The organism is Arthrobacter sp. UYCu512, from assembly GCF_040547075.1.
Taxonomy (GTDB): domain Bacteria; phylum Actinomycetota; class Actinomycetes; order Actinomycetales; family Micrococcaceae; genus Arthrobacter.
The window spans coordinates 146,883-164,491 of the sequence record NZ_JBEPPA010000010.1; the positions used below are offsets into that span (position 1 = coordinate 146,883).

A 17,609-nucleotide genomic window follows, 5' to 3' on the forward strand; every position below is an offset into this window, starting at 1 on the left:
GAGGCTGGTGGGTCCTTCTGCGGGGTGCTGAGCGTGCGCTGCGTAACTTTATGACTAGGCTAAGCCTATGGTGGATCAGCCCGCGGAAGGCGTATATCCGGAATATTGGGAAGCCGATGTTGTCCTGCGTGACGGCGGGACGGCCCATCTGCGCCCGATCCACCCGTCCGACTCGGACGCTGTCCAGGCTTTCCACGTGGGACAGTCGCAGAAGTCCATCTACATGCGGTTCTTTGCCTTTAAGTCCAAGCTGTCCGCCAAGGAACTCAAACGGTTCACCGAAGTGGACTACAAGGACCGCGTGGCCCTGGTCATCACAGTAGGCGGGGAAATCATGGGCATCGGCCGCTATGACCGGCTCGATGACCCCGCCGACGCCGAGGTGGCCTTTAACATCGCCGACGCGCACCAGGGCCGCGGCATCGGGTCCATTCTGCTTGAACACCTCGCCGCCGCCGCCCGCGAAAACGGGATCCGGAAATTCAGCGCCGAGGTCCTCCCGGAAAACCGCAAGATGCTGATGGTCTTCTCAGATGCCGGCTACGACGTCAAACGCCATTTCGACGACGGTGTGGTCAGCCTCGAATTCAATATCGACCCCACCGACAAGTCGCGCGCCGTGATGGAGTCACGGGAACACCGCGCCGAGGCCCGCAGCATCCAGGAACTGCTCGCGCCGTCCTCTGTCGCCGTGATCGGGGCCAGCCGCAAATGGGGCACCGTGGGCTACCAGTTGCTGGAGCACATCATCGAGGGCGGCTTCACCGGCCCGGTCTATGCCATCAACCCGGAAGCCTTTGAGCTGGCCGGCATGCTCTCCTTTGCCCGGCTCGCCGAAGTGCCGGGCCCGGTTAAGTTGGCCATCATCGCAGTCCCCTATGCCGAGGTCCCCAAAATCGTGGCGGAGTGCGGCGCCGCCGGGGTCAAGGGAATTGTGGTGGCTACCTCCGGCTATGCCGACGACGGCGAACGCGGCCTGGCCCGGCAGCGCGAACTCGTCCGGCAGGCCCGTGCCAACGGCATGCGGGTAATCGGGCCGGCCTCGCTGGGCATTGTGAACACCAACCCTGCTGTATCACTGAACGCCTCGATGGCGCCCACGCTGGCCGGCCGCGGCGGCCTGGGCCTGTTCAGCCAGTCAGCGGCGATCGGTGTCTCGCTCTACGCCGCCTCCAGCCGGCGCCGCGTCGGGATCTCCACGTTCCTCTCGGCCGGGAACCGGGCCGACGTCTCCGGCAACGACATGATGCAGTTCTGGGAGGACGACGCCGACACCACCGCCGTTGGGCTGTATCTGGAATCGATCGGCAACCCGCGCAAATTTTCTCGCCTGGCCCGGCGCCTGGCCAGGACCAAGCCGGTCATCGTGGCCAAATCCGACGCGACGGGCCTGGGCCTGCCTCCCGGCCACGCGGTCCGCACCACCCTGGCCCCGCCCGAGGCACTTGACGCGATGATGCGCCAGGCCGGGGTGATCCGCGTTGAGACGATCGAGCAACTTATGGACGTCGCGCAGATCGTCTCGAGCCAGCCGCTGCCGAAGGGGCCGGGTATCGCCGTCTTCAGCAATTCGCGGGCCCTTGGCAAGGTCGTTGCTGACAGTGCCGCGGCCCAGGGCCTCGGTGTGGAGCGGATCGTTACCGACGTCGACCTCGACGCCGGGATGTCCGTGGCGCTGCCCGCGCTGCGGGACAGCCTGCAGGAGATCCTCACGGCGGACACCGTCCACACCGTGATGGTCGCCCTGCTCCCGGCCCACGGCCTGACCGTCGAGAAGATCGCCGAAGTGCTGGCCGAATGTTCGGTGGCGGCGGGCAAACCCGTGGTCGCGGCGTTCAGCGGGCTCCTTGACCCCTCGATCTACGTTGAAGGGATGGTCGGAGCCGACGCGGGTCCGGCGGCGGTTCCCTGCTTCTCCAACCCCGGGACGGCAGTGGCGGCGCTTAGTGCCGTGGTCCGTTACGCCCAGTGGCTTGACCGGGACCAGGGATTGTTCACGGAGCCGGAGGGCTGCGACCCCGAAGGCACCCACGAGGAGCTCGAACGCCTGCTGGACGGGGTGGGCGGTGAGCAACTGCTCCGGCTGGACCCGGACACGGCCGCCAGCCTGCTGGCCCGCTACGGTATCCGGGTGGTGCCGTCGGTCGGCTTCGACACCGTCGAACAGGCCCTCGCGGCCGCGGACCGGCTTGGCTGGCCGGTGGCCCTGAAAACAACCGACCCTGCGCTGCGGCACCGGCTGGACCTGGGCGGGGTGCGCCTGGACATCCAGGATGCGGACTCGCTGCGCCGCAACGTACTGGAGATGCGCAAGTCGCTGGAACGCTACGGCTCGCCGTCGCTGGAGGTGCAGACCATGGCGCCGGTAGGCCAGGCGTGCACCTTCCGCGCCATCGAGGACCCGCTGCTGGGCCCCGTGGTTTCCTTTGGCCTGGCCGGCGATGCGGTCAACCTGCTGGACGACTGGGCCCACCGGGTGCCTCCGCTCTCCGGCTCCGACCTGCATGATTTCATCCGGTCCCCCCGTGCCTCGCGCAAGCTCTTCGGCTACCAGGGGTTGCCGGCCGTGGATGCGCGGTCCCTGGAGGACCTCGCGGCGCGGCTGACCAAGCTCAAGGACAACCACCCGGAAATCGCCTTGGTGGACTTCAACCCCGTGCTCGCCGGGCCGGACGGCGCAGCCATCCTTGCTGCCGACGTCCGGATCGCGAATGCTGCCCAGCGCACCGACAGCGCCCGGCGGGCCATGCGCAGCTGACGGCCCGGGAGCCGGTGCGGGGGAGTGCCGGCGCCATGGCGGCGGCGGCGCCCGGCCGGCAACGGGTTAGCATGTCCCCAGCCGATCTGTGAAAATGGGGACCATGAGCTTTCAGTCTCCGACACCCAAGCCCCAGGCGGCAGTATCCGGACGTCCGGGCGCGCACCATCAAGGCCTGCATGATCACAGCGCGCAGGGTCAAAGCCTGGAAGGGGCACTGCAGCAGGCCGGTTTCTACCCCCGGCTGGTGGCCGACGTCGTCGCCGATGCACTTGACGGCCGTGACTGCGTGGCCCACCTGGTGCACCTGGAGACGCACTTCGACCGCGCCGAAGTGCGGCGCCACATTTCCGTGCTGGTCCTGACCGACGACATGCTCGTCATCACCCATGTGGATGACCAGCAGCTGGACGAGGCCGGGGAACAGATCGTGGCCCAGGTCTCCACCGAATCCGTTCCGGTGACACAGATCCGTTCCGTGCTGCTCAGTTATGTGTACGCCCAGCCCCAGGACTACAAACCGTCGGATCCCGTGCGGGAGTTGACCCTGTCCATCGCCTGGTCCGGCGGCCAGCGCCTCGACATGGGACCGGCGAGCTGCGGCGACCCCCAGTGCGAGTCCGACCATGGCTACAGCGGCACCATCGCCCAGGAAGACATTGTCCTCCGGATCAGCGCCGAGGCCGACGGCCTGCAGGCTGTCCAGGACGCCAAGCTGTTCGCCCGTGCCCTTCGCGCCGTGAATACCGGGTCCACGGCCCCGGTCCCGCACACCGGTCCGGGACTTCCGCCGCGCCCGCGTATGGGCGTGTTCGGCAGCCGCACCAGCCGCGGCCACCAGCGCTGAGATGGCACCGGCCGGCACCCCCCAACCCCTGTCCTCCGCCGCGGCCCTTGCGCAGAACCTGCCCGCGGCCCCGGCGTTCGGTGAGCGTTCCATCGCCGAAGTGCTCACAAGTGCCGCCGCCAGCCTGGGCGTGCCGGGTTTCGAGAACCGGCTCAAGTTGCCGGCTGCGCAGCGTGTTTGCGTTGTTCTCGCCGACGGGCTGGGCCGAAACCTGCTGAAGCAGAAGTCGGCGCACACACCGTTCCTGCGCTCCGTCATGCAGTCCGGGCAAGGCGAGGTGCCGGTCTGGCTGGACTCCGCATTTCCGTCCACCACCGCGGCATCGCTGGCCAGCTTCGGCACCGGCCTGGCCGCCGGGCAGCACGGCATGGTGGGCTACGACGTGCTGGACCCTGATCAGGACCGGGTGGTCAACATGCTTGGCGGCTGGGACGCCGGCGTCGACCCGCAGCGGTGGCAGCCGTTCCCGACGGTGTTCGAGCAGTCCGCGGACCATGTGGACGTCACCACAGTCAGCCTCCCGAAGTTCAGTGACTCGGCCATGACCCGCGCTGCCTTGCGTGGTGGCCGCTACGTCACTGCCACCACCGCGCAGGCCAGGACCGCTGCCGCCGCCGAGGCGATGGCCGGATCGGGACGGTCCCTGATGTACTTCTACGTCAACGAACTGGACAAGGCCGGGCACCGCTACGGCTGCCAGTCAGCGCAGTGGGAGCACCAGCTGGAGGAACTCGATGCCACCGTCAAACGGCTGAGCGCCACCCTGCCGGCAGGCACCACCATTGTGCTCACGGCGGACCACGGCATGCTTGACGTGCCGCAGTCGCAGCGAATCGATTATTCCGCCGACCCCGAACTTGTGGCCGGTGTCCGGCACACGGCGGGGGAGCCGCGGATGGTCCACCTGTACCTGGACGACCAGGTGGGCGATGCCGGCCGGTTGCGGCTGGTTGAGGCCTGGCGGGCACGCTTCGGAGAGCGGATCTGGGCGTTTACCCGGGCGGAAGGCATCGCCGCGGGACTCTTTGGTGAGGTCCGGGCCGAGGTTGTTACGCGGATCGGGGACGTGATGATCGCGGCCAGGGACGCCGTGGCCTTTTATGACACCCGGCGGGTCCGGCCAACGGCCCTTGAGGTGGTGGGCCAGCACGGTTCGCTGACAAAAGCCGAACGTGAAGTCCCGCTGCTGTGTTTCCAGGCGGACGGACGAAGGGCCCACCGCGGCTGACTGCGCGGCCAGGGCCCCGCGCCGGGGGCACCGGATCTTCCGGAGAAGGCCTAGTCCCCGCGGGCACCGAAGACGATGTCATCCCAGCTCGGGATGCTGGAGCGTTTTGGCTTTGCCGGCTGGCGCTCCGGTTGCTCGGCGTCGCGGTCATCGCGGGCCGCCGCTGCGGGTTCCCGTTGCTGGCGCCGGGACGTTCCGCCGCCGAGGAGCTCATCGAGCCCCGGGCTGGAAACGGGCCCCTGCTTGCCGACCGGACGCAGCTGTGACGCCGCGATCGTGATCTCGCGCGTTTCGGTGCTGACGCCGTCGTGCAGCCGCAGGGCGTCATCCGGTGCGTCCTGGTGCCGGGGCGCCAAGGTGAGCCTGGACATGATCGAGGGCCGGCCGTCGCGGCGTCGTTCCCAGGGATCCGCGGCAGGAACCGGCTGTTCGGTGTCTTCCGGTTCCGGAGTGTTGCCCCCGGTCCCGGCGGGTTCCGGTTCGGCGGAGACCTCGGCAGGGACTTCGGAGGGCCGCGGGTGGGCGGCGGGGACCCCGTTCGTCAGCAGCGTGGCCAGGGCGTCGTCGGCGTCCTCGTCCACACCGAGGCGCTGGCCGCGGCGGGAGCGCAGCATGTCAAGCAGTCCGTCGGACTCTTGCTCCTGCTGCAATTGGAGCTGCTGGACGACCTGGAGCTGTGCGGTGGCGGTCCGCGCGGCGGCATCGGCGTCGGTTTCAAAATCGAAGGGCCGGTCGGAGACGGCAGCGAGCCGACGGGCCGGGACCGGACCGTCGAGGGGCTCAAGTTCACTGAGCTGCTGCGCCCAGCGGTTCGCGTTCTGCAGGGACTTCCGGGCCGGGCTGAAGGTCCACATGGCAGGGGGTTCCTCGCCGATGCCAGCGGGTCCGCCAGCCTTCGCCTCAAACCGGGCCACCACGTTCCAGCTGCCGTCGGGGCGCCGCCATGAGTCCCACTCCACAGTGGAGGCATCGATGCCGTGCGCGCTAAGCCGGTGGGCCACCATGTCGCCAAGCAGTGCCGGCTGGTCGCCAAACACGGAGCGGTACACGTCATGGCCTGGGGCCGGGGCAGCGACTTCCACCTTTTGGGCCTGCGCAGCCACGTGCTCGCGCTCGGCCAGGACCGGGCCCTCGTAGCGCTGCACTTTCGCGAGCGGAATGCCGGAGAGCTCAGCCACCTCGGCCGCCGTCGAGCCGCTGCGGATCCGCGCCTGGATATCGCGCGGAGACATGGCAATGGGCGCAGCGCCGGAGGCGGCCTTAGCCGCGGTCCTGCTGGCCGCCACTCGAAGCGCCTCATCGATCGGCAGCTGGAACATCTCGCCGCCGGTGCCGCTCAACAGGAGATGCTCCCCGTCGTCGTGGACGCCTACAAGCCGTAGATCCTGCATACAAATCCTCCACCCTGGCATTACTAACAATCGAAACTCTGCCATCGATGCGGGCGAATTCCGGTGAGGACGGAGGGCGCGCCGCAATTTTCCGCTACTTTCCAGGGCTTTTCGGTCCGCAGCCGGGCCCCGTTCGCTCCCTTAATGCCGGGACTGTGCGGGCTAGGAGGCCAGGGCGGCGAGGAGTTGGTCCGGGTGCCGCGTGGAGGCCAGCCAGTACGGGGTCCGGTCGGAGGGGTCGGTGATCTCGACCCGGACCACTGGATCGATCCATCCACGGATGCACAGGAACGCCAGGCCGTTTAGGCGGGTGCCGCGTTCTGCCGTCGCTTCCTTGCCCCGGAACGCGGATGCGCTGCCAACAAAGCCGCGCTCGATCGTGGCCCGGCCGACGCGCAAGGTGGCGGCCGTGACCGTAATGGAAGGGGTCGACAGGACCAGCAACACCGAGATGATGGTAAAGAGGACCACCGCAGCGGTGATCCCTGCGAACATGCTGATCGGGGCGAATACCAGGATCCCGGCGCCCGACAGTCCCGCGGCCACCAGCCAGATCCAAGCGTTCGGCCAGAGTTTCTCGTTGTACACAACTGTGGCGTCGCTGGGGGTGCTTATGGGGGCAGGCGTGGCTGCGCTGGATTCGGGCATAAGGCCAGCTTTCCACTTTTCCCGGGCTATTTCACCTTGGCGGCGGCAGCAGGTCCTGTATCCCGGTCGGCCGGACGCCGCGTGGCCGATCGTCGCCGCTGGCGTTAGAGTGAGGAACTGTGACTGAAGAAACGACTGCCGTGGACGCCACCGACGCAACGCCCGAAGATTTGCCGGAAACGCAGCCTGCGCCCGAATACGGAACCACCACCCTTACGGTCCAGCTGAAGATGCTCGACGACGGATTGGAACCGCCGTCGTATGCGCACCCCGGCGACGCCGGTGCGGATCTGCGGACCCGCGAGGACGTAGTGCTGGAACCGGGGGAGCGCAAACTGGTCCCTACCGGGGTTGCCATTGCCCTCCCCGACGGCTTTGTTGCCTTGATCCACCCGCGGTCCGGGCTGGCGACCAAACACGGGCTGACAGTAGTTAACGCCCCAGGAACCGTCGACGCCGGCTACCGCGGAGAAATCGCGGTGACGCTGCTCAATACCGACCGGCACCAGGCGATCGAACTCTCGCGCGGCGATAGAATTGCACAAATGGTAATTCAACGAGTGGAGTACGCCCGCTTCCTGCCGGTCCAGGAACTTAGTGGCTCGGTCCGCGGCGGCGCAGGCTTCGGGTCTACCGGAGGTTTTGGCGCGCCGGTCTAAGCAAAGGCCTGCCGGGCCCGAACGGATGCCGCGAACTGGTCAGCAGGACCCGTTTGCAGGACGTACCAGCCGGCTTTTTTGCTGCATCAGCCAGCCTATAAAAGCCGGAGCCCCGCACGCGCAGTGTGGCGCGGCGGCACAGGATCACAATTAAGGAGACGACCCCATGGTTTTTGGGCGTGGCAAGAAAGCCAAGCAGGAACAGGCGACGGAACCCGGGGAGTCCCCGAGGGCAGTTGCTGAAGCGTCCGCCGATGACTCGACCGGGACTGCAGCCGCCGCACCGCTTCGCGGCGGCACGGGTCCCTTCGACGTCTCGGAGATCGAGGACCAGGACGGCTACGTGGACCTCGGCGCCCTCCTGATTGCACCGGCGGAAGGCCTGCAACTCCGGCTTGAGGTCGAAGAGGCCACGCAGCGCGTTGTCGCCGTCACCATGGACCTGAACGGCTCAAGCCTTCAGCTCCAGGCGTTCGCCGCTCCGCGTTCCGAAGGCCTGTGGGAGGAAATCCGTGAGCAGATCGGTCAGTCCGTCGGCAGCCAGGGTGGCCAGGTCGAGGAGGTCCAGGGCGGCTTCGGCGCCGAACTCCTCGCCAAGCTTCCCGCTGGTGGTGCCGACGGCAGCCACGGCTACCGGGTGGCCCGCTTTATCGGCGTCGACGGCCCGCGCTGGTTCCTCCGCGGCGTGTTCGGCGGGGAGGCTGCTGTAGACCGCGACGCGGCCGCCGGACTCGAGGAACTGTTCCGGCAGCTCGTGGTGGTGCGCGGCGAGAGCCCGATGCCCCCGCGTGACCTCCTGCAGCTGCACTTGCCCAAGGAGAACGCCGTGCCCGCTCCACAGTCCGCCCCGGACATCGAGCGCCCCGAACGCGGACCGGAGACCACCCAGATTGGCTGATGCTGCCCGCCAGGACCCGGCTGCGTCGGTCTCCGTCCGGGAACTGCCGGACCGCGGCCGCGTGCTATGCCATGGCTTCATCGAATCGGTCACCTACGCACCGGCGAGCCAGGTCGCTGCCTTTACCGCGATCGTCGTCGACCACAACGCGCCGCCGGTCAAAAAACGCTCCGTCCCCGTGGCATCCGGCGCCGCAGCCGCCACGCCGGCCTCCGGCCTATGGCGCCAGCGGTCCGCCGTTCCCAAGGACCGGCTCCGGGTGGTCTGGCTGGGCCGCCGCCGTATACCCGGTGTCGATGCCGGCACCGAACTGCGCCTGCAGGGCATGGTCACAGTCCGGGACGGACTGCCGACCATGTTCAATCCCCGCTACGAAATACTCTCCCCGCAGGAGGAGCAATGACGGTTCCCGAAAATCCCGGCGCGGCAGGGCGGGAACCCGCTGAGCCGCTGCCAACAGCAGTTCAGCCAACAGCAGTTCAGCCAACAGCGGCGCAGCTCGCCGAAGGTTACGCCGCCAAGGCCGGTCTGCACCGGTCCGGCAACGGCAACATCGACGTGCTCAAGAGCGCGGGCGGCATTCAGGGCATTGCCGAGAGCATCCTCCCCGGCCTGGTCTTCCTGGTCGCTTTCACCATCGCGCGCGAGCTGCCCCTGGCGCTGGTCTCCGCGCTGGCCGTGGCGGCGGCGTTTACCGTCGCCCGACTCATCCAGCGCAAGCCGCTGACGCAGGCACTGGCGGGAATTGCCGGCGTCGGGCTGTCCGCGTGGCTGGCCAACACCACGGGCAAGGCCGAGGACTTCTACGTCCCCGGATTCTTCACCAACGCCGCCTACATCGTGGTGATGGCGATCTCGATCGCCGTTCGCTGGCCGTTTGCGGGGCTGCTCTTCGGCTTCATCCGGAACGAAGGACTGGACTGGCGGAAGCAGCCAGCCCGGGTCAGGGCCTACCGGATCGGCACCTGGGTGATCATCGGGGTCCTGGCCCTTCGCCTGCTGGTCCAGCTTCCGCTGTACTTTATGGGCGAGGCGGGCTTCGCGGCCCTCGCCACAACGCGGTTGCTGATGGGAGCACCGCTGTACATCCTGGGCATCTGGGTTGCCTGGCTGCTGACCCGGCCCGCCCCAGCCGCAACCCCCAACTGAACCGGCCGGCAACCGGGGGTTGCCGGCAACAGCCGGTTAGCCGTCGAAGCCGTCGAAGCCGTCGAAGACTTCGTGGGCGTGCGAGTCTTCGCCCTGCTGTTCCGCCGGCAGCTCGCCCTGGGACTCCGGCGAGAGCAGGGCACGCAGCTCGTCCTCTGCTGCGATTGTCGTGACGAAAAACAGCTCGTCCCCGCCGTCAATCACGTCATCCCGGCTCGGCGTGATTGGTGCCTGATCCCGCAGGATTGCCACAAGGGTCGAATCCTCGGGCCATTCGATGCCGCCCACGGTCAGTCCGACGACGTGTGAATCGTGCGGGACCGTGAACTCGACCAGCGATGACACCCCGGTCTGCAGGGTCAGCAGCCGGACGAGGTCGCCGATCTCCACGGCCTCCTCGACCAGGGCAGTCATCAGCTGCGGGGTGTTCACCGCAACGTCGACGCCCCAGGAATCGTCGAACATCCAGTCATTCTTGGGGTTGTTGACCCGGCCTACCGTGCGTCCGACGCCGAACTCGGTCTTCGCCAGCAGCGAGACCACCAGGTTGACCTTGTCGTCACCGGTAGCTGAGACCACGACGTCGGCGTCTTCCAGTTTCGCGTCCTGGAGGGTGCTCAGTTCGCAGGCATCGCCAACCAGCCAGTGGGCGCCCCGCAGTCCGCTTCGCCCGATTACCTCGGGCTTGAGGTCGATCAGCAGGATCTCGTGTTTGTGGGCCAGCAGTTCGCGCGCGATCGAGGAACCGACGCTTCCCGCCCCGACAATAACGACTTTCACTTAGGACTCCTTGGCGGGGGGCTGGGCAAGAACATGGCCGACTTCGCTGCTGCGGTCCACGCCCAGCATGGCGTGCACGGTGTCGCCATCCTGGTACAGGGTTCCGGCCGCGGGCAGCATCCCCTCACCGAACCGTGTCAGGTACGCGACGCGGATCCCGGCGGCCTTCTCGATCGAGGTGACCGGGTGGCCGATCCACGCGGTGTTCAGGTCCACTTCGGCGAGCACAAGGCGGCCCGAGGGGTCGCGATAGTCGCCGGCCAGGTGCTGTTCGGGCAGGATCCGCCGGAGCACCTGGTCCGCGCTCCAGCGCACTGCGGCGACCGTGGGGATGCCGAGCCGCTGGTAGATCTCAGCCCGGCCCGGGTCGTAAATCCTGGCGACCACGTGCGGGACGTGGAAGGTTTCGCGTGCCACACGGGTGGCCAGGATATTTGAATTGTCGCCGCTGGAGACAGCCGCGAAGGCATAGGCCTCCGCAACGCCGGCCTGCTTGAGGGTCTCGCGGTCAAAGCCGACGCCGGTGACCTTGCGGCCGGTGAAGCCCGTTCGGAGCCGACGGAAAGCACGGTCGTCCTGGTCGATGATGGCCACGGAGTGGCCCGCATCCTCGAGCGTGTGCGCGAGGGTTGCCCCCACGCGGCCGCAACCCATAATCACGAAGTGCGCCAACCGTGCCTCCTCAAGCTTTGTGACTGCTACTGCGGAAAACTCTACCGGCCACGGCGCCACCTGGAGCCAGCCCCGCCGCTGCCGCGCCCCGGCGACCTGGAGCCGCCGCCGCGCGGCGCCCGGTCGCCGTCATGACATCGGGTCCGAATGCGACTAGCTTTGTGGGGTGCCGACAATATTCAATGCCGTGAAGCGGGTGCTGGTAGGCAAGCCCTTCCGGAACGACAGCCTGGCCCACACCCTGCTGCCGAAGCGGATCGCGCTTCCCATCTTCGCCTCCGACGCGCTGTCCTCAGTGGCCTACGCGCCCGACGAAATCCTCCTGACCCTGGCCTTGGCCGGCGTCAGCGCCGTGGCGTTCTCGCCCTGGGTGGGGCTGGCCGTCATGGTGGTGCTGCTGACTGTTGTCGCCTCCTACCGGCAAAACGTCCATGCCTACCCCTCCGGCGGCGGCGACTACGAAATCGCAAACGTGAACCTCGGCAAATACGCCGGGCTCACGGTCGCCTCGGCCCTGCTGGTGGACTACGTCCTGACCGTCGCCGTGTCGATGTCCTCGGCGGCAGCCTACGTGACGACGGCAGTACCCTCGCTGCACGGCCAGCAGGCCGCCATCGCGACGATCGGCGTCGTGATCCTGGCCCTGGTCAACCTGCGCGGGATCAGGGAAGCCGGCAGCGTCTTTGCAGTCCCCACTTACATCTTTATGGCATCGATCCTCGGCATGACGGCCATCGGCATCTTCCAGGCGGCCACCGGGGCACTGGGGGAGGCACCCTCGGCGGCGTTTACGATTGTTCCGGCCGAGGGTTTTGACGACGGGCTCGTTGGGCTCGCCGGCGCGTTCCTGCTGCTGCGCGCTTTCTCCTCCGGCGCCGCTGCCCTGACCGGCGTCGAGGCCATCAGCAACGGGGTGCCGAACTTCAAGAAGCCAAAAAGCAAAAACGCCGCCACCACTTTGCTTCTGCTCGGCGTGATCGCGGCGTCCATGCTGGCAGGGATCATCTACCTGGCCAACGCCACGAAGGTGCACATTGTGCTGGACCCGGCCACCGAGTTCCTGCTCGATGGCAAGCCGCTGGCGGAGGACTACATCCAGAATCCGGCCATCAGCCAGATCGCGCAGACCATTTTTGGAGCCGGCACCATTCCCTTTTACATCGTGGTGGCCGCGACCGGCGTGATTCTGGTGTTTGCCTCCAACACCGCCTTCAACGGCTTCCCCGTCCTTGGCTCGATCCTGGCCCAGGACGGCTACCTGCCCCGGCAGCTGCGCACCCGCGGAGACCGGCTGGCCTTCAGCAACGGCGTCCTGGCGCTGGCCGCCGGCGCCCTGGTGCTGATCATCGCCTTCAACGCTGACGTCACCAAGCTGATCCAGCTCTACATTGTGGGTGTTTTCATTTCCTTCACCATGAGCCAACTCGGGATGATCCGGCACTGGGGCCGGGAGCTGAAGCTCGCCAAGGATCCTGCCGTGAAGCGGCGGATGCTCAAGTCGCGCATTATCAATGCAATCGGCTTCGGCATGACGGCCCTGGTCCTCGTGATCGTGCTGATCACCAAATTTGAGCAGGGCGCCTGGATCGCGCTGCTGGCAATGTTCGCGCTGTTCCTCATCATGTGGAGCATCCGGTCGCACTATGACAACGTGGCCAAGGAACTCGCAGTCGACGAGGATTCTTCTCCGCGGGCCCTGCCCACCCGGGTGCACGCAGTCCTCCTCGTCTCCCATGTGCGCAAGCCGGTCCTTCGCGCCCTCGCCTATGCCCGCGCGTCACGGCCCTCCCGGCTGGACGCCATCACCGTGGACATCAGCAGCGAAGAGACCGAACAGACGGTCGCGGACTGGGAGAAGCTGGAAATCCCGGTACCGTTGACCGTGCTGGCCAGTCCGTTCCGTGAAACGGTCACCCCCATCATGGAGTACATCAAGAACATGCGGCGCGATTCGCCCCGTGACCTGATTGTGGTCTACATCCCCGAGTACGTCGTGGGTAAGTGGTGGGAGCAACTGGTGCACAACCAGACCGCACTGCGCATCAAGACCCGGTTGCATTTCGAGCCCGGCGTGATGGTGGCCAGTGTGCCGTGGCAGCTGAAATCCTCCGAAGAAGCCAAGAGACTGCAGGACATCCAATGAACTCCGACACCCAGGCCCCAAACCGCACCGATCTCATCGTCGACGTCGGGCCGGTCGCTCACGGCGGGCACTGCGTCGCCCGGCATGAGGGCCGGGTGGTCTTCGTCCGGCACGGCATTCCCGGCGAGAGGGTCAAGGTCCGTCTCACCGAGTCCGGCTCGGACGCCAAGTTCTGGCGCGGCGACGTGGTGGAAGTCCTTGACGCATCCCCGGACCGGGTGGCGCACTTCTGGGACCTGGCCGATTCCGCGCGTTCCTGGTCGCACCGTCACCCGCCCGTCGGAGGCGCAGAACTCGGCCACATCGCACTGAGACGCCAGCGCAGCCTCAAGGCCGAGGTGCTGGCCGAGCAGCTGCACCGCCTGGCCGGCGTTGAACTGCCGCTGGCAGGGACGGACACGGCCGCAGGCTCCTTGGTCGAAGCCGTGGGGGAGCAGGGAACGACGGCGCCGGCGGGCCTGGGCTGGCGCACCCGCGCCGGTTTCGCCGTGACCCCGGCCGGCAAACTTGGAATGCACGCGCACCGCTCCGATACCATCCTTCCGGTCCGGGAGATGCCGCTGGCCGTTGACGCCATCAACAACCTCCGGCTCTGGGACATCGACCTGCAGGGCATTGAACGCGTTGAGGTCGCCGCACCGGCGAACGGCTCCCGGCCGCTGGTGCTCCTGGTCCCGGCCGCGGGCACCCGGGCCAAGCGGCTTAGCGCGGTCCTGGCCCAGCTGCCCGACGATGTTTCGGTGGCGAGCTTTGATCCGGTCAAAGGCGAGGTACTGCGGCTGCGCGGCCGCACCTATGTGCAGGAGACCGCGTCCGGGCACGACTACCGTGTGACCGGCGACGGCTTCTGGCAGATCCACCGCGAGGCCCCCGCCGCGCTCGTGGGGGCCGTGACCGGATTCCTGCACAACGGCGGGTTCCTGGAACCGGGAGCCGTTGTTGCGGATCTCTACGCCGGGGTGGGCCTGTTCACCGCCCCGCTCGCGGACGCCGTCGGCGCCACGGGTTCGGTGCTGTCGGTCGAAGGGGCTCCCGGGACCAGCCGGGACGCACGCAAGAACCTCCATGACGCACCGCAGGTTGAGATCGTCCAGGGCCGGGTGGAACGCGTCCTGCGTGAAAAGGCGCGCAATTTCGACGCGATCCTGCTGGACCCGCCCCGGGCCGGTGCCGGCAAGGCCGTGGTAAACCAGCTGATCGGAGCCGGCCCCCGGGCCGTTGCCTACGTGTCCTGCGATCCGGCGTCCTTTGCCCGCGATGTCGGCTACTTCCAGCAATCCGGCTGGGAGCTGGCAGGGCTGCGGGCCTTTGACCTGTACCCGCATACCCACCACATGGAGACTGTGGCGCTACTGACTCCGCGGGGCTGAGGCCACTAGGATGGGCGAAGTAGTCCGACGTCGCGCTCCGTACCCACGGCTGACCTCCTGCACCCTGTACCGATCCTTGTGCGAGCAAGGCCAAGCATTAGTTAGGGCCACCTAACTAGCAAGGGGTCTGCGGCGCGACAAAGATGAAACTGTTGCGAGAGGAGTCCTGTGATGAGCATTGTGGACAGCTTCGGTTCAAAAGGCAAACTTAATGTTGCCGGTACCGAATACGAAATTTTCCGGTTGAACTCCGTCGAAGGTGCAGAAAACCTTCCGTTCAGCCTCAAGGTATTGCTTGAAAACCTGTTGAGGACCGAGGACGGCGCGAACATTACGGCCGACCACGTCCGCGCTTTGGCCGGCTGGGACCCCAGCGCCGAGCCCGACACTGAAATCCAGTTCACGCCGGCGCGCGTGATCATGCAGGACTTCACTGGCGTGCCCTGCGTGGTGGACCTTGCCACCATGCGTGAGGCCGTCAAGGAACTTGGCGGGGACCCCAAGCGGGTCAACCCGTTGGCTCCCGCCGAGATGGTGATTGACCACTCCGTGCAGATCGACGCCTTCGGCAACTCCGGCGCACTGGAGCGCAACATGGAGATCGAGTACCAGCGCAACGGCGAGCGGTACCAGTTCCTGCGGTGGGGCCAGACCGCATTTGATGACTTCAAGGTTGTCCCGCCGGGGACCGGCATTGTGCACCAGGTCAACATCGAATACCTGGCCCGCACGGTCATGACCCGCGAGGTCGACACCGAGTCCGGCTCAGTCGTCCGGGCCTACCCGGACACCTGCGTCGGCACCGACTCGCACACCACCATGGTCAATGGCATGGGTGTGCTGGGCTGGGGCGTTGGCGGCATCGAAGCCGAGGCAGCCATGCTTGGCCAGCCCGTTTCCATGCTGATCCCGCGCGTTGTGGGCTTCAAGCTGACCGGGTCCATCCCGGCCGGCGCGACCGCCACCGACGTCGTCCTGACCATCACCGAGCAGCTGCGCAAGCACGGTGTGGTCGGCAAGTTTGTCGAGTTCTACGGCGAAGGCGTTGCGGCCGTGCCGCTGGCCAACCGCGCCACCATCGGCAACATGAGCCCGGAGTTCGGCTCCACGGCCGCCATGTTCCCGATCGACGACGTTACCTTGGACTACCTGCGCCTCACCGGCCGCTCGGACGAGAACGTCGCCTTGGTGGAGTCCTACGCGAAGGAACAGGGCCTCTGGCACGATCCGTCACGTGAGATCAAGTTCTCCGAGTACCTCGAACTGGACCTGTCGACGGTTGTTCCGTCGATTTCCGGCCCGAAGCGCCCCCAGGACCGCATCATCCTCACCGAGTCCAAGGCCCAGTTCCGCCAGGACCTGCGCAACTATGTGAAGGAAGACCTCGTCGGCGGCAGCGTCGATGAGGCCATTGACGAGAGCTTCCCGGCGTCCGATACCCCGTCCTTCACCGCCACCAAGACGCACCTGACAGACGAGGCCCCGCACGCGCACGGGCCGAAGTCCAACGGCCGGCCGTCAAAGAAAGTCAGTGTCAAGACCGCTGACGGCCGCGAGTTCGAGCTGGACCACGGCGCAGTGTCGATCGCCTCGATCACCTCCTGCACCAACACGTCCAACCCGTCCGTGATGCTGGCCGCCGCACTTTTGGCCCGCAATGCCGTCGACAAGGGCCTGACCTCGAAGCCGTGGGTCAAGACCTCCGTGGCTCCCGGTTCCAAGGTTGTCACCGACTACTACAACAAGTCGGGCCTGACCCCGTACCTGGAGAAGCTCGGCTTCTACATCGTCGGTTACGGCTGCGCGACCTGCATCGGCAACTCCGGCCCGCTCGACGCCGAAATCTCCGAGGCCATCGCGGCCAACGATCTTTCCGTTGCCGCTGTGCTGTCCGGTAACCGCAACTTCGAGGGCCGGATCAACCCGGACGTGAAGATGAACTACCTGGCGTCCCCGCCGCTGGTCATCGCCTACGCCCTCGCCGGAACCATGGACTTCGATTTTGATGCTGACCCGCTGGGCCAGGATGAGGCCGGCAACGACGTTTTCCTGAAGGACATCTGGCCGAACCCGGTTGAGGTCCAGCAGGTCATCGATTCCTCGATCGACAAGGAAATGTTCGCCCGCGGCTACGAGGGCGTCTTCGACGGCGACGACCGCTGGAAAGCTCTCTCCACGCCGGCCGGCGACACGTTCGCCTGGGACCCTAAATCCACGTACGTCCGCAAGCCCCCGTACTTCGACGGCATGAAGGCGGAGCCGGAGCCCGTCAAGGACATCACCGGCGCCCGGGTGCTGCTGAAGCTTGGCGATTCCGTCACCACCGACCACATCTCACCGGCGGGTTCCTTCAAGTCGGACACCCCTGCCGGTCAGTACCTGCTGGCCAACGGTGTGGAGCGCAAGGACTTCAACTCCTACGGCTCACGCCGTGGCAACCATGAGGTGATGATCCGCGGTACGTTCGCGAATATCCGGATCAAGAACCAGATCCTGGACGGCGTCGAAGGTGGCTTCACCCGTGACTTCACCCAGGCCGACGGCCCGCAGGCCTACGTCTACGACGCCGCGCAGAACTACGAGGCGGCCGGCATCCCGCTGGTGGTCCTCGCCGGCAAGGAGTATGGCTCCGGCTCGTCGCGTGACTGGGCAGCCAAGGGAACTGCGCTGCTGGGCGTCAAGGCTGTAGTTGCCGAAAGCTACGAGCGCATCCACCGCTCCAACCTGATCGGCATGGGCGTCCTGCCCCTGCAGTACCCGGCCGGCCAGAACGCGGCCAGCCTCGGGTTGACCGGCACGGAAACCTTCGCGGTTGAGGGCGTCACAGCCCTTAACGACGGCACCACACCCAAGACGCTGAAGGTCATTGCCACGGCCGAGGACGGTACCGTCACGAGCTTCGATGCGGTCCTGCGCATCGATACCCCGGGCGAGGCCGATTACTACCGCAACGGCGGCATCCTGCAGTACGTGCTGCGGCAGATCTCCGCGAACTAGCCGCAGTCCGGAAGTATCAACCCGAAAGCCCCGGCCCGTTCCCGACGGACCGGGGCTTTCGTGGCCCGG

At 66.9% G+C, this 17,609-nt stretch carries 14 protein-coding genes; 10 read left to right on the forward strand and 4 right to left on the reverse strand.

Annotation, left to right across the window (positions count from 1 at the left end):
- The first annotated feature begins 67 nt into the window (after positions 1-67).
- From ABIB49_RS12485 to ABIB49_RS12495, 3 genes are all read left to right on the forward strand, one after another.
- Positions 68-2,758 (forward strand): bifunctional acetate--CoA ligase family protein/GNAT family N-acetyltransferase, encoded by a 2,691-nt coding sequence (locus tag ABIB49_RS12485; RefSeq protein ID WP_354157126.1) that lies wholly within the window; start codon positions 68-70, stop codon positions 2,756-2,758.
- A 103-nt stretch (positions 2,759-2,861) separates the two neighbouring features.
- Positions 2,862-3,605 (forward strand): DUF5998 family protein, encoded by a 744-nt coding sequence (locus ABIB49_RS12490; RefSeq protein WP_354157127.1) that lies wholly within the window; start codon positions 2,862-2,864, stop codon positions 3,603-3,605.
- A gap of 1 nt (position 3,606) precedes the next feature.
- The gene (locus ABIB49_RS12495) at positions 3,607-4,833 is read left to right on the forward strand and encodes an alkaline phosphatase family protein (protein ID WP_283480664.1); all 1,227 of its coding nucleotides are present in this window, start codon (positions 3,607-3,609) and stop codon (positions 4,831-4,833) included.
- 50 nt (positions 4,834-4,883) lie between these two features.
- Here the strand turns inward: ABIB49_RS12495 and sepH are convergent, their stop codons facing one another.
- The gene (gene sepH, locus ABIB49_RS12500) at positions 4,884-6,224 is read right to left on the reverse strand and encodes a septation protein SepH (RefSeq protein WP_354157128.1); all 1,341 of its coding nucleotides are present in this window, start codon (positions 6,222-6,224) and stop codon (positions 4,884-4,886) included.
- A 162-nt stretch (positions 6,225-6,386) separates the two neighbouring features.
- Complete coding sequence (locus ABIB49_RS12505; protein ID WP_282359840.1) at positions 6,387-6,872, reverse strand: DUF3093 domain-containing protein; 486 nt, start codon at positions 6,870-6,872, stop codon at positions 6,387-6,389.
- A 119-nt stretch (positions 6,873-6,991) separates the two neighbouring features.
- Here ABIB49_RS12505 and dut point away from each other — a divergent pair, with 119 nt between their 5' ends.
- From dut to ABIB49_RS12525, 4 genes are all read left to right on the forward strand, one after another.
- Positions 6,992-7,531, forward strand: a complete 540-nt coding sequence (gene dut, locus ABIB49_RS12510; RefSeq protein ID WP_396021204.1) for a dUTP diphosphatase — start codon at positions 6,992-6,994, stop codon at positions 7,529-7,531.
- Positions 7,532-7,697: 166 nt separating this feature from the next.
- Complete coding sequence (locus ABIB49_RS12515) at positions 7,698-8,429, forward strand: DUF3710 domain-containing protein (RefSeq protein WP_226773229.1); 732 nt, start codon at positions 7,698-7,700, stop codon at positions 8,427-8,429.
- Entirely contained in the window at positions 8,422-8,832 is a 411-nt protein-coding gene (locus ABIB49_RS12520) for a hypothetical protein (RefSeq protein ID WP_354157129.1), read from the forward strand. The genes ABIB49_RS12515 and ABIB49_RS12520 overlap by 8 nt, the downstream gene beginning before the upstream one ends.
- Positions 8,829-9,578 carry a DUF3159 domain-containing protein gene (locus ABIB49_RS12525; protein ID WP_226773227.1) on the forward strand — a complete coding sequence of 250 codons (750 nt, stop codon included), beginning with the start codon at positions 8,829-8,831 and terminating at the stop codon, positions 9,576-9,578. The genes ABIB49_RS12520 and ABIB49_RS12525 overlap by 4 nt, the downstream gene beginning before the upstream one ends.
- A gap of 36 nt (positions 9,579-9,614) precedes the next feature.
- Here the strand turns inward: ABIB49_RS12525 and ABIB49_RS12530 are convergent, their stop codons facing one another.
- Together ABIB49_RS12530 and ABIB49_RS12535 are read right to left on the reverse strand one after the other, a co-directional pair.
- Entirely contained in the window at positions 9,615-10,358 is a 744-nt protein-coding gene (locus tag ABIB49_RS12530) for a potassium channel family protein (RefSeq protein WP_354157130.1), read from the reverse strand.
- Positions 10,359-11,030 carry a potassium channel family protein gene (locus ABIB49_RS12535; protein ID WP_226773225.1) on the reverse strand — a complete coding sequence of 224 codons (672 nt, stop codon included), beginning with the start codon at positions 11,028-11,030 and terminating at the stop codon, positions 10,359-10,361.
- A gap of 166 nt (positions 11,031-11,196) precedes the next feature.
- Here ABIB49_RS12535 and ABIB49_RS12540 point away from each other — a divergent pair, with 166 nt between their 5' ends.
- The 3 genes from ABIB49_RS12540 (at position 11,197) to acnA (ending at position 17,540) form a co-directional block, all read left to right on the forward strand.
- Entirely contained in the window at positions 11,197-13,173 is a 1,977-nt protein-coding gene (locus tag ABIB49_RS12540) for an APC family permease (RefSeq protein WP_354157131.1), read from the forward strand.
- Positions 13,170-14,543 (forward strand): class I SAM-dependent RNA methyltransferase, encoded by a 1,374-nt coding sequence (locus ABIB49_RS12545; RefSeq protein WP_354157132.1) that lies wholly within the window; start codon positions 13,170-13,172, stop codon positions 14,541-14,543. The genes ABIB49_RS12540 and ABIB49_RS12545 overlap by 4 nt, the downstream gene beginning before the upstream one ends.
- Positions 14,544-14,714: 171 nt before the next feature.
- Positions 14,715-17,540 (forward strand): aconitate hydratase AcnA, encoded by a 2,826-nt coding sequence (acnA, locus tag ABIB49_RS12550; RefSeq protein ID WP_282359836.1) that lies wholly within the window; start codon positions 14,715-14,717, stop codon positions 17,538-17,540.
- Positions 17,541-17,609: the final 69 nt, after the last annotated feature.

Bases quoted from the DNA above. Each gene is read 5' to 3' on its own strand.
- ABIB49_RS12495 (WP_283480664.1), top strand. From the start codon at position 3,607: ATGGCACCGGCCGGCACCCCCCAACCCCTGTCCTCCGCCGCGGCCCTT.
- ABIB49_RS12505 (WP_282359840.1), bottom strand. From the start codon at position 6,872: ATGCCCGAATCCAGCGCAGCCACGCCTGCCCCCATAAGCACCCCCAGC.
- ABIB49_RS12545 (WP_354157132.1), top strand. From the start codon at position 13,170: ATGAACTCCGACACCCAGGCCCCAAACCGCACCGATCTCATCGTCGAC.
- ABIB49_RS12490 (WP_354157127.1), top strand. From the start codon at position 2,862: ATGAGCTTTCAGTCTCCGACACCCAAGCCCCAGGCGGCAGTATCCGGA.
- sepH (WP_354157128.1), bottom strand. From the start codon at position 6,224: ATGCAGGATCTACGGCTTGTAGGCGTCCACGACGACGGGGAGCATCTC.
- ABIB49_RS12485 (WP_354157126.1), top strand. From the start codon at position 68: ATGGTGGATCAGCCCGCGGAAGGCGTATATCCGGAATATTGGGAAGCC.
- ABIB49_RS12515 (WP_226773229.1), top strand. From the start codon at position 7,698: ATGGTTTTTGGGCGTGGCAAGAAAGCCAAGCAGGAACAGGCGACGGAA.
- acnA (WP_282359836.1), top strand. From the start codon at position 14,715: ATGAGCATTGTGGACAGCTTCGGTTCAAAAGGCAAACTTAATGTTGCC.
- ABIB49_RS12525 (WP_226773227.1), top strand. From the start codon at position 8,829: ATGACGGTTCCCGAAAATCCCGGCGCGGCAGGGCGGGAACCCGCTGAG.